This window comes from Klebsiella sp. HN106 (assembly GCF_051209435.1).
In the GTDB taxonomy this organism is placed as follows: Bacteria; Pseudomonadota; Gammaproteobacteria; order Enterobacterales; family Enterobacteriaceae; genus Klebsiella; species Klebsiella oxytoca.
In genome coordinates this window covers 104,792-130,202 of the sequence record NZ_JBLURD010000006.1, presented here as the reverse complement: position 1 = coordinate 130,202, position 25,411 = coordinate 104,792, and the positions used below count along the sequence as shown (strand labels likewise).

The following is a 25,411-nucleotide window of genomic DNA, read 5'->3' as shown; positions in this document are numbered from 1 at the left end:
CCTGATACAAACGGCAATCTTGATATTGCTGGCTGCGATAGCTTCAATCAGCAATTTTCCCCATCTTAAAATTGACAGTCTTTTGGCGTAAACGACAGGTCACGCGTCTCATACCCCTGCGCAAAGCGGACTATCATTTTTAAATCAAGCGAGCTCGCCACATCGTTGGCGCAATAACGCGAGTAAAGTTTTTTAGCGTGCGCGTAGTAGAGCGCCATCGGTAATTCGGCCAGCTTTGTCTGGCGAACATGGTGTTCAACAATCAAGGTGTGCTGATCAAAATAGATGTCGGTAAGGGAAGTATTATTATCGATTTTTATCGGCAGCGGGATCTTACTCTTATCTTCCATGACCGATTGATAAAACGCCTGCCAGAGGATATTGCGGGTGTGCTTCTGCGCCTGTTTCAGGCCCAGACAGGATGAATGGAAAAGCACGAGCACAACGAGATACAGCGTTCGCGTTCGCTTATTAATATATGTACTGTCATCAATCCCGATGACTTTATGTTTACGCCGCATCCAGCAGGCAATAATTCCGTGGCAAAAACAGAGTAACCAGATCGTGGTCCCAGCCAGCCAGGCCACATTAAAGCTGCGTCCGGGCGGAAATAACTCCACCGCCAGTTGATCGATAAAATAAAGAACCAGCGCCATGACAGCGCAGGCGCGGCTATATTTATAGATTCCGAAGGCCATTGCTGCCCACAGGACAGCGAATAGCAGATAATACCCTCCACCGGTATTATCACTAAACCCGAGCCAGCCAGAGCCAGTGATGTATATATAAACTATGCATTGTATAACGCAAACAAATACGGCAGGATGCCTGCCTAAGACAATTTTGCGCGGAGTGGCGGCTCCATTACTGTATTCATCTTCCTGATGATTCATATTAATAATCCCTGTCCGATTAATATAAATAAGCAGGCCATAGCGGCCTGCTTATCCAGGAACGAGATTATTATCTTTTAACGCGCCTTACGCAATTTCACCGCTTTTAAAACCACAAATTTATTATTAGTGGCGATCGTCGTGCAGTTACCGAACGCGCGCTTCAGCTTGCGGAAATAATCGAGGTGGCGGTTACCGACGACATACAGCTCGCCGCCGTACTTCAGGCTACGACGGGCATCGTTAAACATCTGCCAGGCAATATGATCGGTGATCGCATGCTGCTGATGGAACGGCGGGTTGCAGAGGATGGCGGCGAAGCGGTCCGGTTCAATATCGGACAGCGCGTTATTCACCATAAACTCGCAGCGCTCGAGGTCATCCGGCAGATTGGTTTCGACATTCAGTCGGCTGGAAGCGACCGCCATATAGGACTCATCGGTAAACATCACCCGGGCGTCGGGGTTTAAAGCCAGCGCTTTCAGGCCAATCACGCCATTGCCGCAGCCGAGATCGGCGATCTCGCCTTCAATATTTACTGGCAAGTGTTCCAGGAAGAAGCGCGCGCCAATATCCAGGCCGCTGCGGGCAAACACGTTGGCGTGGTTGTGAATCGTCCACGGTGTACCGTCCAGCTGCCAGCTGTAAGTTTGCGGCGCATCGGCTACCTCAGGCGCGGTAAAGGTACAGAAAATCAGCCGCGCCTTTTTCCAGGCCAGCGATGTGGTGGTGGTGCCAAGGATTTTCTCAAACAGCGCCAGGGTGGAATTGTGGACGTCGCGAGCTTTCGCAGCGGCGATGATGCGGGTTTCTGGCGTGACAACCGCGCGCAGAGCGCGCAGCTGCTGCTCCAGCAGCGCCAGCTGTTTTGGTACTTTAATGAGCACCAGTGCCGGAGCTGCGGGCAGTTCGCTCAGGGGATCCTGAAAACGTACGCTCTCTTCATCAATGCCGTTCATCCGCAGGTTGTAGCGGGTCGCCAGCTCAGAGACGTAGGAATCGTTGATGCTGACCGGATTGCGTTCCGCCAGCGCGCAGCCCAGCGCGCCGAAGCTGTCATTGAAAATGAGCGTCAGGCCGTCGACATCATTCACCTGTTGCAGCAGATATTCATCCGCCGCTTCCCACGCCTGAAGCGCTTCCTCTTCAGCATTCGGCGGGAACCGCTCTAATGTGAATAACTCACCGTTTAACTCTACCTGGCTCATCGCCTTTGTGCCTCCGGAACTCTAAAACCCGCGAGTTTATACGCAAACTCCGCCCAGTAGAATAGAGATGCGCCGATTATCTCCTTCTTCCGGGCGATAGCCCGTTACGCCGGGAGGTCGTCCTGCGCCATGCGCGACAGGCGCTTATCGTCCAGACTATATTTGCTCATGATAACAATCAGCAGCGCCACCAGCACGCCGGGGAAGACGGTAAACAACAGCTTAATCATCTGCAGTGCGGACTCGGTTTGCTGGGCTGCGCCGCCGACGTAGTCGCCCCAGGCCAGCATATAGCCCACCAGCGCGCCGCCGATGGCGATCCCCAGCTTGATGGCAAACAGGTTCGTTGAAAAAACGATCCCGCTGAGCTTTTTACCGCTGCGTTTTTCTTCCGCATCGATGATATCGGACAGCATGCTCCACTGCAGCGGCGTGGCGGCCAGCTGGATAATATTGATGATAATCACCAGCGCAAAGATAGCGGCCACGTTCCCCGCCGGGACAAAGTACATGCCCGTCAGCAGCACCGCCTCGATGGCCATCGAGATTTTAAACCCTTTCACTTTATCAATATTTTTAAAGATAAACGGTGAGAGCATCGCCCCCAGCACGCCCGAGGCCAGGGTAGTGGTCAGCAGCAGGCTACCCAGATCCGCCCGCCCCATAATGTTGTTGACGTAATAGAGCGTGGTCCCGCCTTTAAACAGCACCGCAATCAGGTTAACGACGTTGAGCGCGAACAAAATGCGCCAGTCCTTGTTGGCGAGCAGAGTTTTTAGATCGTCAAGAATGCTGCTTTGGTTGTTGACCGCGATATCCGTGGTGTAACGCTCTTTCGTCAGGCCAAAACAGATAAAGAACAGGATGATGCTCAGGCCCCCCATTACGATCATGGTGTAAAAATAACCGTTTTGTACGTTCCCCTGGCCCAACCACGCCACCAGCGGTAGCGCGGTCAGCGAAACAATCAGGCCGCCAAGCGTACTGAGCGCAAAGCGCCAGGACTGGAGCGATACGCGCTCGCGGGAGTCGTTAGAAATATTATTGATCATCGCGCAATACGGAACGTTAATCGCTGTATAGACCAGCGATAATAAGGTATAAGAAACATAGGCATAAATGAGCTTGCCGGTATAGCCGAAATCTGGCGTATAAAAAGTTAAGCAGCAAAGAACGCCAAAAGGAATGGCGAACCATAAAATATAAGGACGGAATTGCCCATATTTAGTTCGGGTACGATCCGCCACCGCCCCCATTAATACATCGGTCACCGCGTCTAATACCCTTACCGCGAGAAACATGGTTCCCATATGCGCCGGACTTAAACCAAATACGTCGGTATAAAACCAGGCCATAAACAGCATCACTGTTTGCCAGACTAAATTACAGCCGGTATCCCCTAACCCATAGCTAAATTTTTCTTTAATACTGATACGGACAGTGTTCATCGCGCCTCCGCCAGAAACATCATTAATATTTGTCCTCTGTACGTTATTGCGAAGGGCCTACCGATTATGTATAAATCATCCTGTTAAATATAAGAAGAGTGTACCCGATGAGTGACGAATCTCCCGTTTTCGAAAAGATCCCGGTGGGCGCCGGCGAGCTATTTACCTTACGGGTAGATAACATAAATGATTTCAATGGCATAAACGTAGTCCCCCATTTTCATATGATGGACGAACTGATGTGGTTCAGAGAGTCGGCAGGCAGCTATTCGATTGGTGATGAAAAATTTACGATAAAAAACAATACCTTGGTTTTCGTCCCTGCCTTATTGATCCATGAAATGACGCTGCCGGCCGCTGCCAGCCACAAGCGTTATCTTATGCAATTCGAAAAAGAGTGGCTTGAGGGATATGACCTGTCGCTACCCGCCGCGCACTGCGGCGCAGTCGCTTACCTTTCCGGCGAGGAAGCCGAGCGTCTGGAGCTGCTCCTGAGCTGGTGCGGCGAGTTCAGCGACTTTGCCGATTCGCTGTTCCGTTCCCTGATGCAGAGCGTGCTGCTGCATGCCTTTAACAGCCTGAAAGATTCCGTCCCCATTACCGAACGGACCAACCACCGCTACCTCAGCGAGCTGATTGAACTTCTGCAATCCATTGATGAAAATGAAAATTTTGAGATGACGACCGAAGAAGCCGCCCGCCGCTGCCGGTGGTCGAAATCCTGGTTTTCCCGCACCTTTAAATCCGCCTTCGGTATCAGCTTCAAAAAATTTATGCTGCTGCGCAAACTCAATATCGCTATCAACCTGCTGACCAATACCGACCTGAAGATCAGCGATATCTCGCAAAGCGCCGGCTTCACCGACAGCGCCTACTTCTGCCTCAAGTTTAAGGAGATGATGAACGACACCCCGCTGGCCTTCCGTCATAAAGTCAGAAGCACCGATGCCGTAGGCAGCCGGGCGGAGAAATAACGCGGTTTTGTGAGCGCCGTCACCGGATAAGTAGACGTTTATTATATAAATAGCCAGAGTCTATATATCCCCTTTGCTATCGCCTGTTTACAATCATCGCTATATTTTGCGCATTAAGGGTAAATACGATGATTCAGAATCCTGTTTTTAAAGGTTTTAATCCGGACCCCTGTATCTGTCGGCGCGGCGATGATTATTATGTAGCTGTCTCTTCCTTTGAATGGTTTCCCGGCTTGCCGATTTACCATTCGAGAGATCTCAAACATTGGCAATTACTCACCCACGTTCTCACCGATGATACGAATCCGGATTTAAAAAAGCTGCCCTCCGCCAAAGGTATTTGGGCGCCAAGCCTTACCTGGTGTGAAGAGGAAAAGCTGTTCTACGTTATTTATGGCGTAATGAATTCCATGAATTCGCGTTATTTTGATGTAGATAACTATCTTATTACCGCCAGTGAAATCAGCGGCCCGTGGAGTGAGCCGGTTTATCTTCACTCGGCCGGCTTCGATGCTTCTATCCTGCACGACAGCGACGGTAAAAAATGGATCGTTTCACTGGAGTGGGAAACCCGCGAAGGTTACGAAAAACCGGGCGCCATTTGCCTGGTGGAGTATTCACCGCAAAGGCAAAGCGTTGTCGGCTATCCGCAGCGGATCTGGCGCGGCGGGACCGATCGCGGTTGTATAGAAGCACCGCATTTGACGCGCCGCGGCGACTATTACTATCTGATGGTCGCTGAAGGCGGCACCGGTTACGGCCATGCGGTCACTATGGCGCGCGCAACGCAGGTCGCTGGCCCCTATGAAGGCGATCCGCAAAATCCTATCGTCACCGCCTGGCCGGAGAATTTTAACGAGCGCCACGATGCAGGTCATCTCAAACCACACTACTTCAATCCGCAAACCTATCTGCAAAAGGCCGGGCACGGCAGCTACGTCGAGTCCCCGACGGGGGAAGTCTGGTTAACCCACCTTTGCAGCAGACCCTTCCGCCAGGAGTTGCGCTGCCCGCTAGGCCGCGAGACGGCGATACAAAAGATGGTATGGAGCGACGATGGCTGGCTGCGCATGGCGGCCGGGGGGAACCTCGCTCAGCACCAGGTGGAAGAGTCTAATCTGCCTTCTCAGCCGTTTCCGGCTAAACCAGACAGGGATGATTTTGATGGGCAGACGCTGGATAACGCCTTCTATGCGCCGCGGATCCGCTTTCAGCGCTTTACCAGCCTTGAGCGTAAAGCGGGTTACCTTGCCTTACGCGGTCAGGAGTCGCTGAGCTCGCTGAATAAAGTCAGCCTGCTGGCGAAAAAGCTCACCTCGGTATACGCCACCATCACCACAAAAATGGATTTCAGCCCGGAGATTTATCAGCATAGCGCGGGCCTGGCGCTTTACTACGACAATATGAACTATCTGTTTTTGCATAAAACCTGGGATGAAGCCTCCGGCGCAGCGCAGCTGGCCATCATTTATATGGACAACGGTGAGCGTCACGACGACCCGCAGAAAATCTACCTTACGGAGGGGGAAATCTATCTGGCGATGGCGATTAATGGCCGGGAGATACAGTGCTCGTGGTCCGTGGATGGCGAAAAATACCTCAACATCGGCGCGGTCTACGACACCTCGCGTTTTTCCGATGAATACAGCCGCTATGGCGAGTTTACCGGCGCGTTTGTCGGCATGGCCTGCGTGGATAGCATGCTGCATCGTAAAGAGGCGCTGTTTGACTTCTTTAGCTACCGGGCGGTCGAAGACGCGATAATCGAGTAACGCTGCCTTTCTGGCATCCTGCCCGCGCGGGGTGCTAGAATCCGCGGCTGTTGTCGCTGAATTACGCAAACAGGCCACATGAGCACTTTAACCTATCTCCAGGGCTACCCTGAATCCCTGCTGGCGCAGGTCACCGCGTTAATCGAACAGAACCGTCTCGGCGAGGTGCTGAAAAAGCGCTATCCGCAGGGCCACGATATCAACAACGATAAAGCGCTGTATCAGTACACCCAGGATCTGAAGTCCCGCTATCTGCGCGGCGCGGCGCCTATTAACAAAGTAATGTACGACAACAAGATCCACGTGCTTAACAACGCGCTCGGCCTGCATACCGCCATCTCCCGCGTTCAGGGCGGCAAGCTGAAGGCCAAAGCCGAAATTCGCGTCGCCACCGTCTTTCGCGATGCGCCGGAGGATTTTCTGCGGATGATCGTGGTGCACGAGCTGGCGCACCTGAAGGAAAAAGAGCACAACAAAGCGTTCTATCAGCTGTGCTGCCATATGGAGCCGCAGTACCATCAGCTGGAGTTTGATACCCGCCTGTGGCTGACCCAGCTTTCGTTAGAGCGTTCTGCGCCATAGCGCACTGGTTTTGTCATGATGCCGTGCTACAGTGACGAAAGGTCCCTTTTACGGAGTTCGTCAACGTTTATGATACGTTTCGCAGTTGTTGGCACAAACTGGATAACCAAGCAGTTTGTCGATGCCGCCCATGAAACCGGCAAATATAAACTCACCGCCATCTACTCCCGCAGCCTTGAGCAAGCCCAGGCTTTCGCCAGCGATTATCCCGTCGAACATCTCTTCACTTCGCTGGAAGATTTAGCGCAAAGTCCTGACGTTGACGCGGTCTATATCGCCAGCCCAAACTCGCTGCACTTTCCGCAAACCCGCCTGTTTCTGCGCCATAAAAAGCACGTCATTTGCGAAAAACCGCTGGCCTCGAATCTGCAGGAAGTGGAAGCCGCCATTAAGACGGCGCGGGAAAATAACGTGGTGCTCTTCGAAGCGTTCAAAACCGCCAGCCTGCCAAACTTCCTGCTGCTTAAACAATCATTCGACAAGATCGGCAAGCTGAGCAAAGCCTTTATTAACTACTGCCAGTACTCTTCCCGCTATCAGCGCTATCTCGACGGTGAAAATCCCAACACCTTCAATCCGGCCTTCTCTAACGGCTCGATTATGGACATTGGCTTTTACTGCCTGGCCTCGGCGGTCGCGCTGTGGGGCGAGCCTCGCGCGGTGCACGCAACCGCCAGCCTGCTGGAGAGCGGCGTCGATGGCCAGGGCACGGTCGTTCTCAGCTACGGGGATTTTGATGTCACTTTGCACCACTCAAAGGTCAGCGACTCGGCGATCCCCAGCGAAATTCAGGGCGAAGCCGGCGCGCTGGTGATCGAAAAAATCTCCGAATGCCAGAAAGTGTGTTTCGTGCCGCGCGGCGGCAAGTCTCAGGATCTCACCCAGCCGCAGCATATCAATACGATGCTGTATGAAGCGGAGGAGTTCGCGCGTCTGGTCGAAGCCAACGAGGTGGTTCATCCGGGTCTGGAAGTGAGCCACATCACGGCGAAGCTGCTGAGCGAAATTCGTCGCCAGACCGGGGTCGTGTTCCCGGCGGATAGTCAACCGGTGGCGTAAAGCTGTGTAAATGGTCCGTCGGCCTCCATTGACGCCATTTATAACCTGTAATACTTTGTTACGCGCAAAGGGGAGTAACTTCCTTGCCGGCCGATCGTCATTACGATGCGTGAAAAACCGCATCCGGTCGCCGGGCAACAGATTCTTGTTGTAAGTGAGACCTTGCCGGAAGGCGAGGTCTATGCATAAAAGCGCAGCGGCTGCCGTCTTCCGACGTCAGCCGTTTTGTTTTTATGTAAGGAAAATAGTAATGAATACTGTCGGCACACCGTTGTTATGGGGCGGATTCGCAGTGGTCGTGGTCATTATGCTGGCTATCGATCTGCTGCTGCAGGGACGGCGTGGTGCACATAGCATGACCATGAAGCAGGCCGCTGGCTGGTCAATTCTCTGGGTTACCCTCTCGCTGCTGTTTAACGCCGCTTTCTGGTGGTATCTGGTGCAGACCGAAGGTCGCGCCGTGGCCGACCCGCAAGCGCTGGCGTTCCTCACCGGCTATCTGATTGAAAAAGCGCTGGCCGTGGATAACGTCTTCGTCTGGCTGATGCTGTTCAGCTACTTTGCCGTTCCGCCTGCGCTACAGCGCAGAGTGCTGGTTTACGGCGTACTGGGCGCGATCGTGCTGCGTACGATCATGATCTTCGCCGGTAGCTGGCTGATCTCTCAGTTTGAGTGGCTGCTCTACGTCTTCGGCGCCTTCCTGCTGTTTACCGGCGTGAAGATGGCGCTGGCGAAAGAGGATGATTCCGGGATCGGCGATAAACCGCTGGTGCGCTGGATCCGCAATCATCTGCGCATGACGGATAAAATCGAGGGTGAGCGCTTCTTTACCCGCAAAAACGGCGTTATCTACGCCACGCCGCTGTTGCTGGTGCTGATCCTGGTCGAGCTGAGCGACGTTATCTTTGCCGTTGACAGTATTCCGGCCATCTTCGCCGTGACCACCGATCCGTTTATCGTGCTGACCTCCAACCTGTTCGCGATACTTGGCCTGCGCGCGATGTATTTCCTGCTGGCGGGCGTCGCGGAGCGCTTCTCGATGCTGAAATATGGCCTGTCGGTGATTCTGGTGTTTATCGGCATCAAGATGCTGATTGTCGATTTCTTCCATATTCCTATCAGCATTTCTCTGGGCGTGGTCGGCGGTATTCTGGTGCTGACCCTGCTTATCAACGCCTGGGTCAACAAGCAGAACGATAAGAAAAAACAGCTGCAATAAAAGGTAAACGACCGGGTGAAGACCCGTTTCACCCGGTCGGCAACGTTCGCCGCGCATTATTCTTACTCATGTCACAAAATAGTTAATGCATAGTTAAAAAATAAGATCTCAGCGCGATAAACAGCATTTTACCCTTCCCCAATAGCGTTCTTTCCGTATACTCAACCAGGCAAACATCTATTTACATCCGGACATAAACGTTACAAATAATACGTAGCCGGGACGGACAGCGACATCACTGGAAGGAATGAATTATGGCAACCCCATCACCCCGATCGACCCTGCTACGGCGGCTGGCTCAGGGCAGTCTGGTCAAACAAATTTTAATCGGTCTGGTACTCGGCGTACTGCTGGCGACGGTCTCAAAATCGGCCGCCGTCGCGGTTGGGCTACTGGGTACGCTTTTCGTCGGCGCGCTGAAAGCGGTAGCGCCGGTGCTGGTATTGATGCTGGTTATGGCCTCCATCGCCAATCATCAGCAGGGGCAAAAAACCAGCATCCGCCCGATTCTGTTCCTCTATCTGCTGGGGACTTTTGCCGCCGCGTTAACCGCGGTGCTGTTTAGCTTCCTCTTTCCGTCAACGCTGCACCTGAACGCAGCGGCAGAGAGCATTACTCCGCCGTCGGGCATCGTTGAAGTCCTGCGCGGGCTGCTGATGAGCATGGTTTCTAACCCGATTGACGCCCTGTTGAACGCTAACTACATCGGGATTCTGGTCTGGGCCGTCGGTTTAGGGTTCGCGCTGCGCCACGGCAATGAAACCACCAAAAATCTGATCAACGATATGTCCCACGCGGTGACCTTTATCGTTAAGGTGGTGATTCGCTTTGCGCCGCTGGGTATCTTTGGGCTGGTCGCGTCAACGCTGGCGACGACCGGGTTTGAAACCCTGTGGGGCTACGCCCAGCTGCTGCTGGTGCTGGTTGGCTGTATGCTGCTGGTGGCGCTGGTGATTAACCCGCTGCTGGTGTTCTGGAAAATCCGCCGCAATCCCTATCCGCTGGTGATGACCTGCCTGCGCGAAAGCGGCGTATACGCCTTCTTTACCCGCAGCTCCGCCGCCAACATTCCGGTGAATATGGCGCTGTGCGAAAAGCTTAATCTGGATCGCGATACCTATTCGGTCTCTATTCCGCTGGGCGCGACCATCAACATGGCCGGCGCGGCGATTACCATTACGGTACTGACCCTGGCGGCAGTGCACACGCTGAACGTTCCGGTCGATCTGCCGACCGCGCTGCTGCTCAGCGTCGTTGCTTCGCTGTGCGCCTGCGGCGCTTCCGGCGTGGCGGGCGGGTCGCTGCTGCTGATCCCGCTGGCCTGTAATATGTTTGGTATCCCGAACGATATCGCCATGCAGGTGGTCGCCGTCGGCTTTATTATCGGCGTCCTGCAGGACTCCTGCGAAACCGCGCTGAACTCCTCAACCGATGCGCTGTTCACCGCTGCCGCCTGTATCGCTGAAGACGAACAGCTGGCGAAGAACGCCCTGCGCAGTTAATCTCCCCCCCCCTCCGCTAACGCGCGGAGGGGGTTTCCTTCTGTACCGCCTTTTCCACTTTAAACGGATCGATACCGCGCTTCTGCATCCGCCGGAAACGAATGATATTCAGGCCGTTCATCAGCAGGAAGCTGCCTTCAATCAGAGTGCCGCCGATCGAACCCAGCCAGAAGTTGTGGATCACCCAGCAGGCGGTTGCACACCACATCACGCAGCGGACGGTGAGCCCGGAGCAGCGAAAGAGCGCCCAGGTACTGGCCAGGGTGCCAATAATCGGCAGCAGCTCCATAGCGTGCTGCAGCTTCGCCAGCCCCAGTACCAGCGTGAGCACAATAAACAGGGTCATCACCCACAGCCTGCGGGTGCGCATGGAGACGAGGGTACGAACGGTATTCAGCTCGGCGCTCATACCCGCCGGCCAGGCGCCCATCAAAAAGAAATGCACGCCAATGGTGGCGCTATAAACGGCTAGCTGGAGCTTAAAGCGGCGCTCATCGCGATTGAAAAATGTCGTAATACCGATCAGAAAGGCGATAACGCCAACGCTCTGGGCAAGCCAGTATGCGGTCATGGGAAATCCTTATATACCCGTCATACTTCAAGTTGCATGTGCGTTAGCCGCGTTACTCGGCCTGCGGTCTCGCCCCTTCGGGGCCAGCGCTGTTCAAAGCACAAGTGCTTTGTCCTGCGACTCGAATTATTTAGGGTATAAGACAAAACGGCGCATCATACTCAGAAACGCCGCTTTTGAAACGCCTCTCTTTATTACTCAATAAGGTTTCACGCCGCAGCTGTGGCGTGAAAGATACGAGTACTTAAAGGGTGACGCCGCTTTTGAATATCGCCAGTTCGCGGAAATCATTACGCTCGTTGCAGGTTTGCTTACCGTTGGCAAAGGCCACAATGGTATCGACAAACTCTTCCAGCAGCTGCGGCATCGCTTTACCGTGAATCAGCTGACCGGCATCGAAGTCGATCCAGTGTTTTTTCTTCGCCGCCAGTTCGCTGTTGGTGGCAATTTTCACCGTCGGAACGAAACCGCCGTATGGCGTGCCGCGTCCGGTGCTGAAGAGCACCATATGGCAGCCCGCGCCGGCCAGGGCGCTGGTCGCTACCGCATCGTTGCCCGGCGCGCTCAGCAGGTTAAGGCCGTGCACTTTCAGCCGCTCGCCGTAGCGCAGAACGTCAACCACCTGGCTGGAGCCCGCTTTCTGCGTACAGCCCAGCGACTTATCCTCAAGCGTAGTGATGCCGCCCGCTTTGTTGCCCGGCGATGGGTTCTCATAAATCGGCTGGTCATGAGCGATAAAGTACTGTTTGAAATCATTAACCATCGTCACCAGCTTGCCAAACGTCTCTTCATCGCGACAGTGGCTCATCAGCAGCTGTTCGGCGCCGAACATTTCCGGTACTTCGGTCAGCACGGTGGTACCGCCGTTAGCAATCAGGTAGTCCGAGAAACGGCCCAGCATCGGGTTAGCGGTGATGCCGGACAGACCGTCTGAACCGCCGCACTCGAGACCAAACTTCAGTTCGCTCAGCTTACCCGGCTCGCGCTTATCGTGGCGCATCACGTCATATAGCTGACGCAGATGCTCCAGCCCGGCTTCCACTTCATCATCCTGATGCTGGCAGATCATAAAGTGGACGCGGTCAGGGTCGAACTCGCCCAGCGTTTCGCGAAATGCATCAACCTGATTGTTTTCGCAGCCCAGGCCGACCACCAGCACCGCCCCCGCGTTCGGATGGCGCACCATGTTTTGCAGCATGGTACGGGTGTTGATGTGATCGTCACCGAGCTGTGAGCAGCCGTAGGTGTGACTGAAAAGATGTACGCCGTCAATATCTTCCGCGTCATTCGTCTCTTTCAGGAATCGATTCTGCATTTGACGCGCCATGGCGTTGACGCAGCCGACGGTCGGCAGGATCCACAACTCGTTGCGCACGCCGACTTCGCCGTTGGCGCGACGATAAATCTGGATATCGCGATCCGCCGGCTGCGCGGCGGGTTCGATAAGATCCGGTTGATAGCTGTACGCGTCGAGATCGCTTAAGTTAGTACGCGTATTATGGGAGTGGATATGTTCCCCCGGCGCGATATCCGCCAGCGCATGCCCTATCGGCAGACCGTACTTAATGACGTTGTCTCCCTTCGCAATGCCGCGCAGCGTAAACTTATGCCCGCGCGCAATATCCTGAGCCAACGTGACCGTATCGCCGTCAATGGTGACTACCGTGCCTGCCGCCATATCCGCCAACGCTACCGCGACGTTATCTTGCGAATGGATTTTAATGTATTGCATATCAACCGACCTCTGGTCTTAGTTCAGTTCAATGGCGAAGTAGTCACGCGCATTGTTAAAGCAAATATTTTTCACCATCTCGCCCAGCAGCTGAATGTCCGCCGGGGCTTCTCCCGCTTCAACCCAGCGACCAATCATCTGGCACAGGATGCGACGGAAATATTCATGACGGGTGTAGGAGAGGAAGCTGCGGCTATCGGTCAGCATCCCGACAAAGCGGCTCAGCAGGCCAAGCTGCGCCAGCTGGGTCATCTGACGTTCCATACCGTCTTTCTGATCGTTAAACCACCAGCCGGAACCGAACTGCATTTTGCCCGGCATACCTTCCCCCTGGAAGTTGCCGATCATAGTGCCCAACACTTCGTTGTCGCGCGGGTTCAGGCAGTAGAGGATAGTTTTCGGCAGCAGGTTTTCTTCGTTCTGTTTGCTGAGCAGTTTGGACAGCTCTTCCGCCATCGGACGGTCGTTGATGGAGTCAAAACCCACATCCGGCCCTAACAGTTTGAACTGGCGCAGGTTGTTGTTGCGCAGCGCGCCGATGTGATACTGCTGTACCCAGCCGCGACGGGCGTATTCCGCGCCGAGGAAAACCAGAACCGCCGTCTTGAACTGCGCAACCTCATGCTCGCTAAGGGCCTCGCCCGCCAGACGACGCGCCAGGATGCTATCCAGTTCGCTTTCGTTGGCTTCGGCAAACAGCACCACGTCCAGCGCATGGTCAGAAACTTTACAACCGTGAGCGGCGAAGTGATCCAGACGTTTAGTCAGCGCGGACTGGAGATCGGCAAAGCGGCGGATATCGGTGTCAGACACTTCGCCCAGCTTCGCCATGTAGTCGTTGAAGGTCGCCTGTTCGATATTGAAGGCTTTGTCCGGACGCCAGCTTGGCAGCACTTTCACGGTGAAGGAGCTGTCTTTAGCGACGGAAGCGTGATGCTCGAGAGAATCGACCGGATCGTCGGTGGTGCCGACCATTTTCACATTCATCTGCTGCATGATGCCGCGAGCGGAGAAGCTCTCCTGCGCCAGCAGATCGTTGCACTGATTCCAGATTTCGTCCGCCGTAGCCGGAGAGAGGACTTTACCTGTAATACCAAAAGGACGACGCAGCTCAAGATGCGTCCAGTGGTATAACGGGTTACCGATGGTATGCGGTACGGTGGCCGCCCAGGCGTCAAATTTCTCGCGATCGGAAGCATCACCGGTGCACAGACGCTCGGCTACGCCGTTGGTACGCATCGCACGCCATTTATAGTGATCGCCTTTTAGCCAGATGTCATACAGATTTTTAAAGCGGTAATTTTCCGCAATCTGCTGCGGCGGCAGGTGGCAATGGTAGTCGAAAATCGGCTGGTCTTTCGCGTAATCGTGGTACAGACGGCGGGCAAACTCGGTATCAAGCAGGAAATCTTCGGTCATAAACGGTGTCATTTTCGTGTCCTCTTCGCCCCCGGGGGAGCCCATCAGATGATTGACTATAATGCTGACAAAGTTATCACACCAATTTCTACAGACCGAAGTATTTTTCGTGAGTTAGATCAATAAACGATGACAAAAAAAGTACCATGAAAGGAGTAAACGGCCCGCCAGAGCGCGCCAGCTCTGGCCTTTCTCGCATGAACGAATGCCCACACAAACTTTCCCACTTTTGTGACGTCACTCAACTTTTGAAGTTGTATGACAAGTTATCTTGCTGCCGTCGAAACATATAAACCGACGGAATGCATTACCGACGAACTATCACGTCGGATTTACCGGTATGGACACCGAATTAGACACAACAGTTAATGGCAAGGTTCGGGCCATACGAGGTTTCCTCTCCTGAACCCTCCGTTTCACCTTCTTCGCCGCCGTTACAGGCAAGAAGATAGCCGCACCCGCTGCGGATATATAACAAACGATGAGGTTTACATGCGTAAAATTAAAGGGTTACGTTGGTACATGATCGCACTGGTGACCTTAGGCACCGTGCTGGGGTACCTGACGCGTAACACTGTGGCGGCAGCTGCGCCGACTCTGATGGAAGAGTTACACATCTCCACCCAACAGTATTCCTATATCATCGCGGCCTATTCCGCTGCCTATACCGTCATGCAGCCTGTCGCCGGCTACGTGCTGGATATTTTAGGTACCAAAATCGGCTATGCCTTCTTTGCTATCGCCTGGGCCGTGTTCTGCGGCTCTACCGCGCTGGCGGGAAGCTGGGGCGGTCTGGCGCTGGCGCGCGGCGCGGTGGGTGCCGCCGAAGCGGCAATGATCCCGGCGGGTCTGAAAGCCAGTTCCGAATGGTTCCCGGCGAAAGAGCGTTCTATCGCCGTCGGCTACTTCAACGTCGGCTCCTCTATCGGCGCTATGATTGCTCCGCCGCTGGTGGTTTGGGCTATCGTTATGCACAGTTGGCAGATGGCCTTTATCATCTCCGGCGTACTGAGCTTTGCCTGGGCAATGGCGTGGCTGGTGTTCTATAAACACCCGCGCGATCAGAAAAAATTAACTGACGAAGAACGCGACTACATCATCGGTGGCCAGGAGTCTCATCACCAGACTAACAACGGCAAGAAAATGTCTCCGTGGCAGATTCTGCGTAACCGTCAGTTCTGGGGTATCGCCCTGCCGCGTTTCCTTGCCGAACCGGCATGGGGGACCTTTAACGCCTGGATCCCTCTGTTCATGTTTAAAGTCTACGGCTTTAACCTGAAAGAAATCGCCATGTTCGCCTGGATGCCGATGCTGTTTGCCGACCTCGGCTGTATTATCGGTGGATACCTGCCGCCGCTGTTCCAGCGCTGGTTTGGCGTGAACCTGATTGTTTCCCGTAAAATGGTCGTGACGATGGGCGCGCTGCTGATGATTGGCCCAGGGATGATCGGTCTGTTCACCAGCCCGTTCGTCGCTATCGCCCTGCTGTGCGTCGGCGGTTTTGCTCACCAGGCGCTGTCCGGTGCGCTGATCACGCTCTCTTCCGACGTATTTGGTCGTAACGAAGTGGCAACCGCGAACGGTATGACCGGCATGGCCGCATGGCTGGCCAGCACCATGTTTGCCCTGGTGGTTGGCGCACTGGCGGATACTATCGGCTTTAGCCCGCTGTTCGCCGTACTGGCCATCTTCGATGTGCTGGGCGCGGTGGTCATCTGGACCGTACTGAAAAATAAATCTGCGGATGACGACAGCACTCCGCTGGAAACCAGTAAGCCTGCCACGCAAAGCTAGTTAAACGCGGGCTCCCCCCTCCCGAAGCCGCCTTGATGAAGGCGGCTTTTTCATTTCTTCTTGTGGTGAGAAGCGCGTAAAAGTGGTATAACAAATCCAATATTGTCGCCATCTCCCGGGAGCGAATATGGAAATCACTGAATCGCGTCGTTTGTATCAGCAGCTTGCCGCTGAGCTTAAGACGCGTATTGAACAAGGTGTCTACCTTGTAGGCGATAAGCTACCCGCAGAGCGGTTTATCGCTGACGAAAAAAGCGTAAGTCGTACCGTCGTTCGCGAAGCCATCATTATGCTGGAAGTGGAAGGCTACGTTGAAGTCCGCAAAGGTTCCGGTATCCACGTTATCTCCAATCATCCGAAACATCAGCAAATTGCCGATGAATCGCTGGAATTCGCCAATTATGGTCCTTTTGAGCTGTTGCAGGCCCGCCAGCTGATCGAAAGCAACATTGCCGAATTCGCCGCCACTCAGGTGACCAAGCAGGACATCATGAAGTTGATGGAAATCCAGGAAAAAGCGCGTAAAGAGAAGTGTTTTCGCGATTCCGAATGGGATCTTCAGTTTCATGTGCAGGTGGCGCTGGCAACGCAAAACACCGCCCTCGCCGCTATCGTGGAAAAGATGTGGACCCAGCGCGTACATAACCCGTACTGGAAAAAGCTGCATGACCATATCGACTCGCGTACCGTCGATAACTGGTGCGACGATCACGATCAAATTCTGAAAGCGCTGATTCGCAAAGATCCTCATGCGGCTAAGCTGGCCATGTGGCAGCATCTGGAAAATACCAAGCTGATGTTATTCAATGAAACCAGCGATGACTTTGAATTCAATGCCGATCGCTACCTGTTTGCCGATAATCCGGTAGTTCATCTCGATACGGCCGCCAACGGCGCAAAATAGCCCTTTATCTCCCTGCCGGGCAGCAACTCCTGCGCTGCCCGAAAAGCCCTCAGGGTAAGCAAAGCATATATAGTGTCAGCCTGTGTAAATACACTCGCCACCCTCCGCCGCAATCAGCAAAATCAGAATGCAACAAACTGCAATTTCTCTGACGTAAAGTCAGCGGGTTTGTTACAATTAGATGCATTTTGTCGTTCTGAGAGTAAGCTTTTGCTTACTTCACTTTTAAACAGGGAACCGTTCAGAGCGCAGTAGCGACCATAATCCAATAAGAAGCTATGTCGCCATGCATATGCCGCGTTCAGACGTGCCGTTAACCGATGTACCAGGAATCGTGAATGGAACTATTAACCCAATTATTGAATGCCTTGTGGGCTCAGGATTACGAAACTCTCGCTAATCCCTCCATGATTGGCATGCTGTACTTTGTCTTATTTATGATTTTATTCCTTGAGAACGGTCTGCTGCCCGCCGCCTTCTTACCAGGCGATAGCCTGCTTGTTCTGGTGGGCGTACTGATTGCCAAAGGCGCGATGGGTTTTCCACAAACGCTGCTGCTACTTACCGCGGCGGCAAGCCTGGGCTGCTGGCTAAGTTATATTCAGGGCCGCTGGCTGGGCAATACGCGTATCGTACAAAACTGGCTGTCGCATCTCCCTTCGCACTACCACCAGCGCGCGCATCATCTGTTCCATAAGCACGGGCTTTCCGCCCTGCTGATTGGCCGTTTTATCGCTTTCGTGCGCACGCTGCTGCCGACCATTGCCGGCCTGTCGGGCCTGAGCAGCGCGCGTTTCCAGTTTTTTAACTGGATGAGCGGGCTGCTGTGGGTGCTGATTCTGACTTCGCTGGGATATCTGTTGGGGAAAACGCCGGTATTCCTGAAATATGAAGATCAGCTGATGTCCTGCCTGATGCTGCTGCCCGTCGCGCTGCTGGTATTCGGCCTGATTGGCTCGCTGATCGTCCTGTGGAAGAAAAAATACAGGAGCCGGGGCTGACAATGGCGATAAAGCGCGCCTCTCTACGTCAGATAAGCTGGATGCTGGGCGGTTCGTTACTCCTGTGCGGCCTGTTCTGGCTCTGGCTCACCGTGCAGCAGCAGGAATCAACCCTGGCTATTCGTCCCGTTAGCCAGGGTATTAGCATGCCGGACGGTTTTTCCGTCTGGCACCATCTCGATGCCAACGGCATCCGTTTTAAGAGCATTACGCCACAGAATGACGGTCTGCTCATCAAGTTTGACTCCAGCGCTCAGGGAGCCGCCGCCAAAGAAGTTTTGGGTCGCGCTCTGCCGCATGGTTATATTATCGCTTTAGTGGAAGACGATGATTCGCCGACGGCCTGGATTTCCCGCCTGCGCGATACGCCACACAGATTCGGGTAATCAACGAAAATTCCGAATATTTTCACCCGGTTTGGTGATTTCCCGGTTTACTTACTATCATTAAGTTTGCGGAAGTCACCAGACTCACGTTTATCAACTGGATCGGGGTTATTCCCCCGCACAATGGAAGGTAGTATCCATGAAACACCGCATCGCTTTGCTCCTGGTTCTGTCATCACTTAGCGCCAGCGCCTTTGCCATCTCCCCTTGCCAGGAAAAAGAGCAGGATATCCAGCGGGAGATCAGCTATGCAGAAAAGCATAATAACCAGCATCGTATTGACGGTCTGAAAAAGGCGCTGAGCGAAGTGAAGGCTCACTGCAGCGACAGCCAGCTCAAAGCCGATCACCAGAAAAAAATCGCCAAACAGCAGGAAGAAATTGCCGAACGCCGCAACGACCTGCGCGAAGCCGAACAGAAAGGCGATGCTGATAAAATCAGCAAGCGCCAGCGTAAACTTGAAGAAGCGCAGCAAGAACTGAAAGAGCTGCAATCTCGCGAGTACTAATCGCTTAAGCAAGACCAATATGGACCACTTTAACAGGAGATAAACATGGCTAAAGATAACGTTGCAGAAGACCTGCGTGCGGAACTGAAGACGCTGGCTGATACCCTGGAAGAAGTGCTGAACTCCTCCACGGATAAGTCGAAAGAAGAGATCGGTAAGCTACGTAGTAAAGCTGAAAGCGCGCTGAAGGAAAGCCGTGTACGCCTGGGTGAAACCAGCGACGCTCTCATGAAGCAGACGCGAGAAACCGCTGCGCGTGCAGATGAATACGTCCGTGAAAACCCGTGGACCGGCGTGGGGATTGGTGCTGCCGTCGGGCTGGTGCTGGGTGTCCTGCTGACGCGTCGTTAATTATGGCGAATTCTAAAAGCACGCAAGGCCCCGGACAAAGCGTTTTCGGCATCGGTCAGCGCATCGTCACTTTGCTGGTTGAGATGGTGGAAACGCGCCTGCGCCTGGTCGTCGTGGAGCTGGAAGAGGAGAAAGCCAACCTCATCCAGCTATTCCTGATGCTCGGATTGACGCTGCTGTTCGCCGCGTTTGGTTTGATGAGCATGCTGGTTCTGATCATCTGGGCGGTCGATGCGCAATATCGATTAAACGTGATGATCGGCACCACGGCGGTTCTGCTGCTGGCAGCGCTCATTGGCGGTATCTGGACCTTACGCAAAGCCCGACGTTCAACGTTCCTGCGCTTCACGCGTCAGGAGCTGGCAAACGACCGCGCATTGCTGGAGGACGATAAGCCATGAGCCGCGAACAGCAGGAACGCGAACGACAAAAAGCGCTTTTGCTGCGCCTGATCCAACAGCAGCGGCTGGACCTTAGCGCCAGCCACCGCCATTGGCTTGAGGCAACTGCGCCCATTGATCGGGGCTGGAATACCCTGCTGAATCTGCGTTCATGGGCAATGGTCGGCAGCGGCCTCGTGGCAATATGGTCAGTTCGTCATCCGCGCTTTTTGATGCGCTGGGCAAAACGCAGCCTCGGTATCTGGAGCACCTGGCGGATGGCCCGCAATCTGCTGCGCCAGTCGTCATCACGCTGAGGCTAATGTTCATAGCGGAATGATATAAGCCGGGTCAGGCGCCAGCCGCCTCCCGGCATCATGAGCAGATCTGCTTCCCCCTTGAATTTCATGACAGCCGCATCGCTTCTCATTTCTTCTTTTCTCATCTCCAGCGCCGCTATAGCGGTTCTTCTATTCATTTGGTTTATCAATAATCACTCAGAATCTTTGAAGAAGATCTACAGTTTTCCTTGCTAACAATTCCGTCACGGCCCCGCTAATATTCACTCCATCGACAGCAACCCCGCGTAACACGCTGGATTACTTTGAAAAACAAAATCGCCGCCCTTTGGGTTTTCTGGAGTAGGAAATGAAAAAATTAGAAGATGTTGGTGTACTGGTAGCGCGCATTCTGATGCCCATTCTGTTCATTACCGCAGGTTGGGGAAAAATTACCGGGTATGCGGGTACACAACAATATATGGAAGCCATGGGCGTCCCTGGGTTTATGCTGCCGCTGGTGATCCTGCTTGAATTCGGCGGCGGTCTGGCAATCCTGTTCGGTTTCCTGACCCGCACTACCGCGCTGTTCACCGCCGGCTTCACCGTGCTGACCGCGTTCCTGTTCCACAGCAACTTTGCTGAAGGCGTGAACTCGCTGATGTTCATGAAAAACCTGACCATCGCGGGCGGCTTCCTGCTGCTGGCTATCACCGGTCCAGGCGCCTTTAGTATCGACCGCGTACTGAATAAAAAGTGGTAAGCGCACTATACTGAATAAATATAAAGCGAGGAGACATCTCCTCGCTTTTATTATCTATGCCCTAAATAATTCGAGTTGCAGGACAAAACGGTTAACCGTTTTGAACAGCGCTTGCGCTGGCCCTGAAAGGGTGAGCGAGGAAAGCCAACGCACAAGCAACGTGAAGTATGACGGGTATAAAGGAGGAAATAATGGGACAATTAGTTGACGGCGTCTGGCACGATACCTGGTATGACACCAAATCCACCGGAGGGCGATTTAAGCGTTCTGTTTCCGCCTTTCGCAACTGGTTAACCGCCGACGGCGCGCCGGGCCCAAGCGGCGAAGCCGGATTCGCTGCGGAGAAAGATCGCTATCATCTGTACGTTTCTCTTGCCTGCCCATGGGCGCATCGCACCTTAATTCTGCGTAGCCTGAAAGGACTGGAGCCGTTTATCTCCGTCTCTGTGGTTAATCCCTTGATGTTCGAGAACGGCTGGACTTTCGACGATAGCTTCCCGGCAGCCACCGGCGATACGCTCTACCAGCACGAATATCTTTATCAGCTTTATCTGCATGCCGATTCCCACTACAGCGGGCGCGTTACGGTGCCGGTGCTGTGGGACAAAAAGCAGCACACCATCGTCAGCAATGAGTCGGCGGAAATCATCCGCATGTTTAATACCGCCTTCGACGGGCTGGGCGCCCGCGCAGGAGATTACTACCCGCCTGAGCTGCGCGATCAGATTGATGAGCTGAACGGCTGGATCTACGACAATGTGAATAACGGCGTCTATAAAGCCGGGTTCGCCACCAGCCAGCAGGCCTATGATGAAGCGGTCGATGCAGTGTTTACCGCTCTGGAGCGTCTGGAGCAAATCCTTGGCCAGCATCGTTTCCTGACGGGTAACCAACTGACGGAAGCTGATATTCGCCTGTGGACCACCCTGGTTCGTTTCGATCCGGTGTACGTGACCCACTTTAAATGCGACAAACGCCGCATCAGCGATTACCTCAACCTGTATGGCTTCCTGCGCGATATCTACCAGATGCCGGGCATTGCGGAAACGGTGGACTTCGCCCATATCCGCAACCATTACTACCGTAGCCATAAAACCATCAACCCGACCGGGATTATCTCCGTTGGTCCGCAGCAGGATCTTAACGAACCTCACGGCCGCGATCTTCGTTTCCGCTAGGCAATTGGGCGCGATTTGCTGCGCCCAATAATTCACAAAACAAATATTTACCATCATTTCATTCACGTCTATTCTTATTTCGATCGCTTTAAAAACAAGTGATTGACGGTTAACAGAGGCGTAGAAATGGACTGGTATCTTAAAGTATTAAAAAACTACATTGGATTTGGCGGCCGCGCCCGGCGCAAAGAGTACTGGATGTTTATTCTGGTCAACATCATCCTCACCGGCGTACTCAGCATCATTGATAAGATGCTGGGATGGCAGCGCGCCGGAGGAGAAGGGATTCTGACCACTATCTATGGCGTGCTGATATTCTTACCGTGGTGGGCCGTGCAGTTCCGTCGATTGCACGATACCGACCGCTCGGCATGGTGGCTGTTATTGCTGCTGATTCCCGTTATCGGCTGGCTGGTGATCCTGGTATTCAATTGCCAGAACGGCACCCCAGGCAATAATCGCTTCGGGCCGGATCCTAAACCGACTTCTTACTAACGATGCGCCCCTCGACAAAAAAGGGGCGCATTTTGTTTTATCTTCCCATAAACAGCTTCGGGATTTCCCGCAGACACCATGACTTCGCCTCACCCATGCTGTCGCGACGCCAGGCCATAATAATGTCGATCTCGTTGCTGTATTCCGGACTGACCACCCGCAGACGCCCTTCGGCAATATCCTGCTCTACGAGCGGATACGGCATCGTCGCAACGCCCAATCCTGCCAGCAGCGCCTGACGCTTATCTTCGATGGTGCTCACGGTTAAGCGCGGTTGTTTATCGAGCAGCTGCACGGTCAACACCGGGCGCTCGCGGGCGGTATCCGCGACCGCCACGCCGCGGTACTTAACGCGCGTAACTTCAGAAAGCGGCTCCGGCTCCTGGTGAATAGGATGATCCGGCGCGGCTACATAGACGCTCATCACCGAATAGAGCTTGCGGGAGTTGATTTCCGAAGAGGAGCGAAAATGCATATCCGGCGCAACGACAATATCCGCCCGCCCCTGCTCAAGGCGTTCCCATGCCCCGGCCAGTACTTCGGTAATAATCGACAGTTGAGTATTCGATTTGGTCGCCAGCTTTTCAATTAAAGGAAAAAGGTCGGTGGTGGGCACCAGCGCCTCGGTGACGATAGTGAGGTGCGTTTCCCAACCGCGCGATAGCGCTTCGGCATCCGTCGTCAGCTTATCGGCCGCCTCCAGCAGTACGCGCCCGCGCTCCAGCAACATTCGGCCCACGTTAGTGAATTTTGTTCGATGACCTGAACGGTCAAACAGCACGACGTCCAGCTCCTCTTCCAGCTTTTGCATGGTATAGCTCAGCGCTGAAGGCACCCGACCCAGCTCATCGGCCGCCGCCGCAAAGCTTCCGCGTCGGTCAATTGCATCCATAACGCGCAATGCTTCCAGCGTTAATGCTCTCTCTTTAGCCATCGCAGTCTCATTCAGGAAATTTGAATATACCGGGCAGAATATCTGGCTAACAATACAGCGTCCATACCTTTACCATTGATTTAGTGTAAAGAGAGGTCAAGAAGATGATTACAACCCGAACAGCCAAACAGTGCGGTCAAGCAGACTTCGGCTGGCTGCAGGCCCGCTACACCTTTTCCTTTGGCCACTACTTCGACCCCAAATTGCTGGGCTACGCATCGTTGCGCGTGCTCAATCAGGAAGTTCTGGCGCCCGGCGCGTCGTTTCAGCCGCGGACCTACCCGAAAGTCGACATTCTGAACCTGATTCTGGAAGGTGAAGCGGAATACCGCGACAGCGATGGCAACCATATTCAGGCAAAAGCCGGCGAAGCGCTGCTGATATCAACTCAGCCTGGCGTAAGCTACAGCGAGCATAACCTGAGTAAAGATCGCTCGCTGACGCGAATGCAGCTGTGGCTGGATGCCTGTCCACAGCACGAAAACCCGCTGGTGCAAAAAATCGCTATCGCCGCTGGATCGCAGCAGCTGCTGGCTTCGCCGGACGGCAGCCAGCATAGCCTCCAGCTGCGCCAGCAGGTATGGATCCACCATATCGACCTGGCGAAAGGCGAGCAGCTTAACGTGCAGCTTCACGGCCCCCGCGCCTACCTGCAGTCGATTCACGGTACGGTGCATGCGCGGGTGCAGGAAGAAGAGAAGCAGGCTCTGACCTGCGGCGATGGCGCTTTTATTCGTGACGAAGCTAACATTACCCTCGTTGCTGATACGCCGCTGCGCGCTTTGCTGATAGATTTACCAGTGTAACAACGGCAGTAAGGGAGTATGTCAGTGGGCAAGAAGAAAACAAAAAAAGTGGCGCTATCGGCGCAACAGCCGCAATCGGAAACCGTCACTACGATGAGTTTTGGCTATGAAGAGATGTTAAGCGAGCTGGAAGCGATCGTCGCGGAAGCGGAGATTCGGCTCCAGGAAGAAGAGAGCGTCGCCTGATGCAAATATCGGCCCCGGGCGCGGGGCCGATGGATTTACTCACTCAGCTCCTGAGCTAAGTCTTTTTGTACCTGCTTACGCTGTTCTGGCGTCAGCACCTGGTTCACATCAAAATAGTACTTCACGCGATAATAGCGAGCCTGCTGCTCTACCTGGCTAAATGCCGCCAGCTGCTCTTTGACCGCCTTTTCGTTCCATTTTCCAGAATCAATAACCTCAAACAACACGCCGTCTTTAATATCTTTCTGGGAAATCTGCTGAACGTTTTTTTCCAGCTGCTGATGCAGGCTTTTAATTTTCGTTATCTGATCGTTAGTCAGTTTTAAGTGCTGGACAATCGGGTCCTGCGCCGGAGCGGGTGCAACCTTAACATCCGCAGCCTGAGCCGCCATGGAGAACCCAGTGGCGAGAGCGGCTGTTAATGCAATGCGGGTCATTAATTTCATTGTTGTATCCTGATTAATTATCGTCGATGTGGCGGTCTATTATTTTTCAGAAGCTAATGACGAAATGTAAGAAATAGTACGTATAAATGTAGTTAAATCAGTAATATATACTAAATACGAATGCTATAATTCAATTCATTTATTTAAAATATATAAAACCAGGCGAGGAGAATGCATGGCCGTATGAGTCATGATGCGGTTGATGGCAGCCCGGTTTCCCACATACTGCCCGCGTTCTTTGTTCAAACCCGAAGCCAGAAGCAAAAACCCCCGCCATTTCTGACGAGGGTTTTCTTTGAATGTGGAAGCTGACCGTTAAGCCGCTTTCTTTCGGGTATAGCGTCGTGGACAGTCATTCATCTGCCCCATGTTTCAACCCGAAGCCAGAAGCAAAAACCCCCGCCATTGCTGGCAGGGGTTTTGCTGAAAAGTTGAAGCTGACCGTTAAGCCGCTTTCTTTCGGGTATAGCGTCGTGGACAGTCATTCATCTGCCCCGTGTTTCAACCCGAAGCCAGAAGCAAAAACCCCCGCCATTGCTGGCAGGGGTTTTGCTGAAAAGTTGAAGCTGACCGTTAAGCCGCTTTCTTTCGGGTATAGCGTCGTGGACAGTCATTCATCTGC

Annotated in this window: 29 protein-coding genes; 20 read left to right on the top strand and 9 right to left on the bottom strand. The window is 53.7% G+C overall.

Annotation, left to right across the window (positions count from 1 at the left end; translation table 11 throughout):
• Nucleotides 1-65: 65 nt before the first annotated feature.
• The 3 genes from ACSIPU_RS16375 to ACSIPU_RS16365 form a co-directional block, all read right to left on the bottom strand.
• Nucleotides 66-893, bottom strand: a complete 828-nt coding sequence (locus ACSIPU_RS16375; RefSeq protein WP_227628706.1) for a hypothetical protein — start codon at nucleotides 891-893, stop codon at nucleotides 66-68.
• 77 nt (nucleotides 894-970) lie between these two features.
• Nucleotides 971-2,101, bottom strand: a complete 1,131-nt coding sequence (rlmG, locus tag ACSIPU_RS16370; RefSeq protein WP_004115706.1) for a 23S rRNA (guanine(1835)-N(2))-methyltransferase RlmG — start codon at nucleotides 2,099-2,101, stop codon at nucleotides 971-973.
• 104 nt (nucleotides 2,102-2,205) lie between these two features.
• Nucleotides 2,206-3,549: a glycoside-pentoside-hexuronide (GPH):cation symporter gene (locus ACSIPU_RS16365; protein ID WP_123830009.1), complete on the bottom strand. Its 1,344-nt coding sequence runs from the start codon at nucleotides 3,547-3,549 to the stop codon at nucleotides 2,206-2,208.
• A 107-nt stretch (nucleotides 3,550-3,656) separates the two neighbouring features.
• Here ACSIPU_RS16365 and ACSIPU_RS16360 point away from each other — a divergent pair, with 107 nt between their 5' ends.
• The 6 genes from ACSIPU_RS16360 to sstT all read left to right on the top strand — a co-directional run bounded on the left by ACSIPU_RS16360 (nucleotide 3,657) and on the right by sstT (nucleotide 10,657).
• Nucleotides 3,657-4,523: a helix-turn-helix domain-containing protein gene (locus ACSIPU_RS16360; protein WP_004105950.1), complete on the top strand. Its 867-nt coding sequence runs from the start codon at nucleotides 3,657-3,659 to the stop codon at nucleotides 4,521-4,523.
• Nucleotides 4,524-4,651: 128 nt separating this feature from the next.
• Nucleotides 4,652-6,295: a glycoside hydrolase family 43 protein gene (locus ACSIPU_RS16355; protein WP_196558158.1), complete on the top strand. Its 1,644-nt coding sequence runs from the start codon at nucleotides 4,652-4,654 to the stop codon at nucleotides 6,293-6,295.
• Between the two features lie 78 nt (nucleotides 6,296-6,373).
• A complete protein-coding gene (locus tag ACSIPU_RS16350; protein ID WP_014839612.1) occupies nucleotides 6,374-6,877 on the top strand; it encodes a M48 metallopeptidase family protein in 504 nt (167 codons plus the stop codon).
• A gap of 69 nt (nucleotides 6,878-6,946) precedes the next feature.
• A complete protein-coding gene (locus ACSIPU_RS16345; RefSeq protein WP_196558157.1) occupies nucleotides 6,947-7,936 on the top strand; it encodes a Gfo/Idh/MocA family protein in 990 nt (329 codons plus the stop codon).
• 250 nt (nucleotides 7,937-8,186) lie between these two features.
• Nucleotides 8,187-9,155: a TerC family protein gene (locus ACSIPU_RS16340; RefSeq protein ID WP_004105962.1), complete on the top strand. Its 969-nt coding sequence runs from the start codon at nucleotides 8,187-8,189 to the stop codon at nucleotides 9,153-9,155.
• Nucleotides 9,156-9,409: 254 nt separating this feature from the next.
• The gene (gene sstT / locus ACSIPU_RS16335) at nucleotides 9,410-10,657 is read left to right on the top strand and encodes a serine/threonine transporter SstT (protein ID WP_196558156.1); all 1,248 of its coding nucleotides are present in this window, start codon (nucleotides 9,410-9,412) and stop codon (nucleotides 10,655-10,657) included.
• A 16-nt stretch (nucleotides 10,658-10,673) separates the two neighbouring features.
• Here the strand turns inward: sstT and ACSIPU_RS16330 are convergent, their stop codons facing one another.
• From ACSIPU_RS16330 to uxaC, 3 genes are all read right to left on the bottom strand, one after another.
• Complete coding sequence (locus ACSIPU_RS16330; RefSeq protein WP_004105965.1) at nucleotides 10,674-11,228, bottom strand: YgjV family protein; 555 nt, start codon at nucleotides 11,226-11,228, stop codon at nucleotides 10,674-10,676.
• Between the two features lie 244 nt (nucleotides 11,229-11,472).
• On the bottom strand, nucleotides 11,473-12,960 hold the full coding sequence (locus ACSIPU_RS16325; protein WP_004105968.1) for a UxaA family hydrolase: 1,488 nt from the start codon (nucleotides 12,958-12,960) through the stop codon (nucleotides 11,473-11,475).
• Between the two features lie 18 nt (nucleotides 12,961-12,978).
• Nucleotides 12,979-14,391: a glucuronate isomerase gene (uxaC, locus tag ACSIPU_RS16320; RefSeq protein ID WP_004105970.1), complete on the bottom strand. Its 1,413-nt coding sequence runs from the start codon at nucleotides 14,389-14,391 to the stop codon at nucleotides 12,979-12,981.
• 480 nt (nucleotides 14,392-14,871) lie between these two features.
• Here uxaC and ACSIPU_RS16315 point away from each other — a divergent pair, with 480 nt between their 5' ends.
• The 8 genes from ACSIPU_RS16315 (at nucleotide 14,872) to ACSIPU_RS16280 (ending at nucleotide 20,020) form a co-directional block, all read left to right on the top strand.
• Nucleotides 14,872-16,173 carry an MFS transporter gene (locus tag ACSIPU_RS16315; protein ID WP_004115725.1) on the top strand — a complete coding sequence of 434 codons (1,302 nt, stop codon included), beginning with the start codon at nucleotides 14,872-14,874 and terminating at the stop codon, nucleotides 16,171-16,173.
• A gap of 127 nt (nucleotides 16,174-16,300) precedes the next feature.
• A complete protein-coding gene (gene exuR, locus ACSIPU_RS16310; protein WP_004105974.1) occupies nucleotides 16,301-17,077 on the top strand; it encodes a transcriptional regulator ExuR in 777 nt (258 codons plus the stop codon).
• A gap of 338 nt (nucleotides 17,078-17,415) precedes the next feature.
• Nucleotides 17,416-18,078 carry a DedA family general envelope maintenance protein YqjA gene (gene yqjA, locus ACSIPU_RS16305; protein ID WP_004105976.1) on the top strand — a complete coding sequence of 221 codons (663 nt, stop codon included), beginning with the start codon at nucleotides 17,416-17,418 and terminating at the stop codon, nucleotides 18,076-18,078.
• 8 nt (nucleotides 18,079-18,086) lie between these two features.
• On the top strand, nucleotides 18,087-18,464 hold the full coding sequence (gene mzrA, locus ACSIPU_RS16300; protein WP_160886235.1) for an EnvZ/OmpR regulon moderator MzrA: 378 nt from the start codon (nucleotides 18,087-18,089) through the stop codon (nucleotides 18,462-18,464).
• Between the two features lie 139 nt (nucleotides 18,465-18,603).
• On the top strand, nucleotides 18,604-18,972 hold the full coding sequence (locus ACSIPU_RS16295; RefSeq protein WP_004105978.1) for a DUF1090 domain-containing protein: 369 nt from the start codon (nucleotides 18,604-18,606) through the stop codon (nucleotides 18,970-18,972).
• 45 nt (nucleotides 18,973-19,017) lie between these two features.
• Nucleotides 19,018-19,323, top strand: coding sequence for a DUF883 family protein (locus tag ACSIPU_RS16290; RefSeq protein WP_004105979.1), 306 nt, complete (start codon nucleotides 19,018-19,020; stop codon nucleotides 19,321-19,323).
• Between the two features lie 2 nt (nucleotides 19,324-19,325).
• On the top strand, nucleotides 19,326-19,724 hold the full coding sequence (locus tag ACSIPU_RS16285) for a phage holin family protein (RefSeq protein ID WP_004105980.1): 399 nt from the start codon (nucleotides 19,326-19,328) through the stop codon (nucleotides 19,722-19,724).
• The gene (locus ACSIPU_RS16280) at nucleotides 19,721-20,020 is read left to right on the top strand and encodes a YqjK-like family protein (RefSeq protein WP_004105981.1); all 300 of its coding nucleotides are present in this window, start codon (nucleotides 19,721-19,723) and stop codon (nucleotides 20,018-20,020) included. Before ACSIPU_RS16285 ends, ACSIPU_RS16280 begins: the two co-directional genes overlap by 4 nt.
• Nucleotides 20,021-20,022: 2 nt before the next feature.
• Here the strand turns inward: ACSIPU_RS16280 and ACSIPU_RS16275 are convergent, their stop codons facing one another.
• Nucleotides 20,023-20,181: a hypothetical protein gene (locus ACSIPU_RS16275; protein ID WP_187417753.1), complete on the bottom strand. Its 159-nt coding sequence runs from the start codon at nucleotides 20,179-20,181 to the stop codon at nucleotides 20,023-20,025.
• Between the two features lie 170 nt (nucleotides 20,182-20,351).
• Here ACSIPU_RS16275 and ACSIPU_RS16270 point away from each other — a divergent pair, with 170 nt between their 5' ends.
• The 3 genes from ACSIPU_RS16270 to ACSIPU_RS16260 all read left to right on the top strand — a co-directional run bounded on the left by ACSIPU_RS16270 (nucleotide 20,352) and on the right by ACSIPU_RS16260 (nucleotide 22,417).
• On the top strand, nucleotides 20,352-20,744 hold the full coding sequence (locus tag ACSIPU_RS16270; protein WP_004105982.1) for a DoxX family protein: 393 nt from the start codon (nucleotides 20,352-20,354) through the stop codon (nucleotides 20,742-20,744).
• A 191-nt stretch (nucleotides 20,745-20,935) separates the two neighbouring features.
• Nucleotides 20,936-21,922, top strand: a complete 987-nt coding sequence (locus ACSIPU_RS16265; protein WP_053064447.1) for a glutathione S-transferase family protein — start codon at nucleotides 20,936-20,938, stop codon at nucleotides 21,920-21,922.
• 126 nt (nucleotides 21,923-22,048) lie between these two features.
• Nucleotides 22,049-22,417, top strand: a complete 369-nt coding sequence (locus ACSIPU_RS16260) for a DUF805 domain-containing protein (RefSeq protein WP_004105984.1) — start codon at nucleotides 22,049-22,051, stop codon at nucleotides 22,415-22,417.
• A 37-nt stretch (nucleotides 22,418-22,454) separates the two neighbouring features.
• Here ACSIPU_RS16260 and ACSIPU_RS16255 read toward each other — a convergent pair whose 3' ends face one another.
• Nucleotides 22,455-23,351 (bottom strand): LysR family transcriptional regulator, encoded by an 897-nt coding sequence (locus ACSIPU_RS16255; protein WP_004105985.1) that lies wholly within the window; start codon nucleotides 23,349-23,351, stop codon nucleotides 22,455-22,457.
• 104 nt (nucleotides 23,352-23,455) lie between these two features.
• On the opposite strand from ACSIPU_RS16255, the gene ACSIPU_RS16250 reads away from it, so the two are divergent.
• Complete coding sequence (locus ACSIPU_RS16250; protein WP_004115739.1) at nucleotides 23,456-24,157, top strand: pirin family protein; 702 nt, start codon at nucleotides 23,456-23,458, stop codon at nucleotides 24,155-24,157.
• Between the two features lie 18 nt (nucleotides 24,158-24,175).
• On the top strand, nucleotides 24,176-24,343 hold the full coding sequence (locus ACSIPU_RS16245) for a hypothetical protein (protein ID WP_016808040.1): 168 nt from the start codon (nucleotides 24,176-24,178) through the stop codon (nucleotides 24,341-24,343).
• 35 nt (nucleotides 24,344-24,378) lie between these two features.
• Here ACSIPU_RS16245 and ACSIPU_RS16240 read toward each other — a convergent pair whose 3' ends face one another.
• Nucleotides 24,379-24,789 (bottom strand): Spy/CpxP family protein refolding chaperone, encoded by a 411-nt coding sequence (locus ACSIPU_RS16240; protein ID WP_024274753.1) that lies wholly within the window; start codon nucleotides 24,787-24,789, stop codon nucleotides 24,379-24,381.
• A 299-nt stretch (nucleotides 24,790-25,088) separates the two neighbouring features.
• Between ACSIPU_RS16240 and ACSIPU_RS16235 the strand changes: the two genes are divergently transcribed.
• A partial coding sequence (locus ACSIPU_RS16235) for a hypothetical protein (RefSeq protein ID WP_289191558.1) occupies nucleotides 25,089-25,411 on the top strand: 323 nt, incomplete at its 3' end.

Bases quoted from the DNA above. Each gene is read 5' to 3' on its own strand.
- ACSIPU_RS16355 (WP_196558158.1), top strand. From the start codon at position 4,652: ATGATTCAGAATCCTGTTTTTAAAGGTTTTAATCCGGACCCCTGTATC.
- ACSIPU_RS16250 (WP_004115739.1), top strand. From the start codon at position 23,456: ATGATTACAACCCGAACAGCCAAACAGTGCGGTCAAGCAGACTTCGGC.
- ACSIPU_RS16240 (WP_024274753.1), bottom strand. From the start codon at position 24,789: ATGAAATTAATGACCCGCATTGCATTAACAGCCGCTCTCGCCACTGGG.
- ACSIPU_RS16315 (WP_004115725.1), top strand. From the start codon at position 14,872: ATGCGTAAAATTAAAGGGTTACGTTGGTACATGATCGCACTGGTGACC.
- ACSIPU_RS16265 (WP_053064447.1), top strand. From the start codon at position 20,936: ATGGGACAATTAGTTGACGGCGTCTGGCACGATACCTGGTATGACACC.
- ACSIPU_RS16285 (WP_004105980.1), top strand. From the start codon at position 19,326: ATGGCGAATTCTAAAAGCACGCAAGGCCCCGGACAAAGCGTTTTCGGC.
- ACSIPU_RS16255 (WP_004105985.1), bottom strand. From the start codon at position 23,351: ATGGCTAAAGAGAGAGCATTAACGCTGGAAGCATTGCGCGTTATGGAT.
- ACSIPU_RS16340 (WP_004105962.1), top strand. From the start codon at position 8,187: ATGAATACTGTCGGCACACCGTTGTTATGGGGCGGATTCGCAGTGGTC.
- ACSIPU_RS16350 (WP_014839612.1), top strand. From the start codon at position 6,374: ATGAGCACTTTAACCTATCTCCAGGGCTACCCTGAATCCCTGCTGGCG.
- ACSIPU_RS16270 (WP_004105982.1), top strand. From the start codon at position 20,352: ATGAAAAAATTAGAAGATGTTGGTGTACTGGTAGCGCGCATTCTGATG.
- uxaC (WP_004105970.1), bottom strand. From the start codon at position 14,391: ATGACACCGTTTATGACCGAAGATTTCCTGCTTGATACCGAGTTTGCC.
- exuR (WP_004105974.1), top strand. From the start codon at position 16,301: ATGGAAATCACTGAATCGCGTCGTTTGTATCAGCAGCTTGCCGCTGAG.
- ACSIPU_RS16280 (WP_004105981.1), top strand. From the start codon at position 19,721: ATGAGCCGCGAACAGCAGGAACGCGAACGACAAAAAGCGCTTTTGCTG.
- ACSIPU_RS16360 (WP_004105950.1), top strand. From the start codon at position 3,657: ATGAGTGACGAATCTCCCGTTTTCGAAAAGATCCCGGTGGGCGCCGGC.
- sstT (WP_196558156.1), top strand. From the start codon at position 9,410: ATGGCAACCCCATCACCCCGATCGACCCTGCTACGGCGGCTGGCTCAG.
- yqjA (WP_004105976.1), top strand. From the start codon at position 17,416: ATGGAACTATTAACCCAATTATTGAATGCCTTGTGGGCTCAGGATTAC.
- ACSIPU_RS16245 (WP_016808040.1), top strand. From the start codon at position 24,176: ATGTCAGTGGGCAAGAAGAAAACAAAAAAAGTGGCGCTATCGGCGCAA.
- ACSIPU_RS16295 (WP_004105978.1), top strand. From the start codon at position 18,604: ATGAAACACCGCATCGCTTTGCTCCTGGTTCTGTCATCACTTAGCGCC.
- rlmG (WP_004115706.1), bottom strand. From the start codon at position 2,101: ATGAGCCAGGTAGAGTTAAACGGTGAGTTATTCACATTAGAGCGGTTC.
- ACSIPU_RS16290 (WP_004105979.1), top strand. From the start codon at position 19,018: ATGGCTAAAGATAACGTTGCAGAAGACCTGCGTGCGGAACTGAAGACG.
- ACSIPU_RS16275 (WP_187417753.1), bottom strand. From the start codon at position 20,181: ATGAATAGAAGAACCGCTATAGCGGCGCTGGAGATGAGAAAAGAAGAA.
- ACSIPU_RS16260 (WP_004105984.1), top strand. From the start codon at position 22,049: ATGGACTGGTATCTTAAAGTATTAAAAAACTACATTGGATTTGGCGGC.
- ACSIPU_RS16375 (WP_227628706.1), bottom strand. From the start codon at position 893: ATGAATCATCAGGAAGATGAATACAGTAATGGAGCCGCCACTCCGCGC.
- ACSIPU_RS16365 (WP_123830009.1), bottom strand. From the start codon at position 3,549: ATGAACACTGTCCGTATCAGTATTAAAGAAAAATTTAGCTATGGGTTA.
- ACSIPU_RS16325 (WP_004105968.1), bottom strand. From the start codon at position 12,960: ATGCAATACATTAAAATCCATTCGCAAGATAACGTCGCGGTAGCGTTG.
- ACSIPU_RS16330 (WP_004105965.1), bottom strand. From the start codon at position 11,228: ATGACCGCATACTGGCTTGCCCAGAGCGTTGGCGTTATCGCCTTTCTG.
- ACSIPU_RS16345 (WP_196558157.1), top strand. From the start codon at position 6,947: ATGATACGTTTCGCAGTTGTTGGCACAAACTGGATAACCAAGCAGTTT.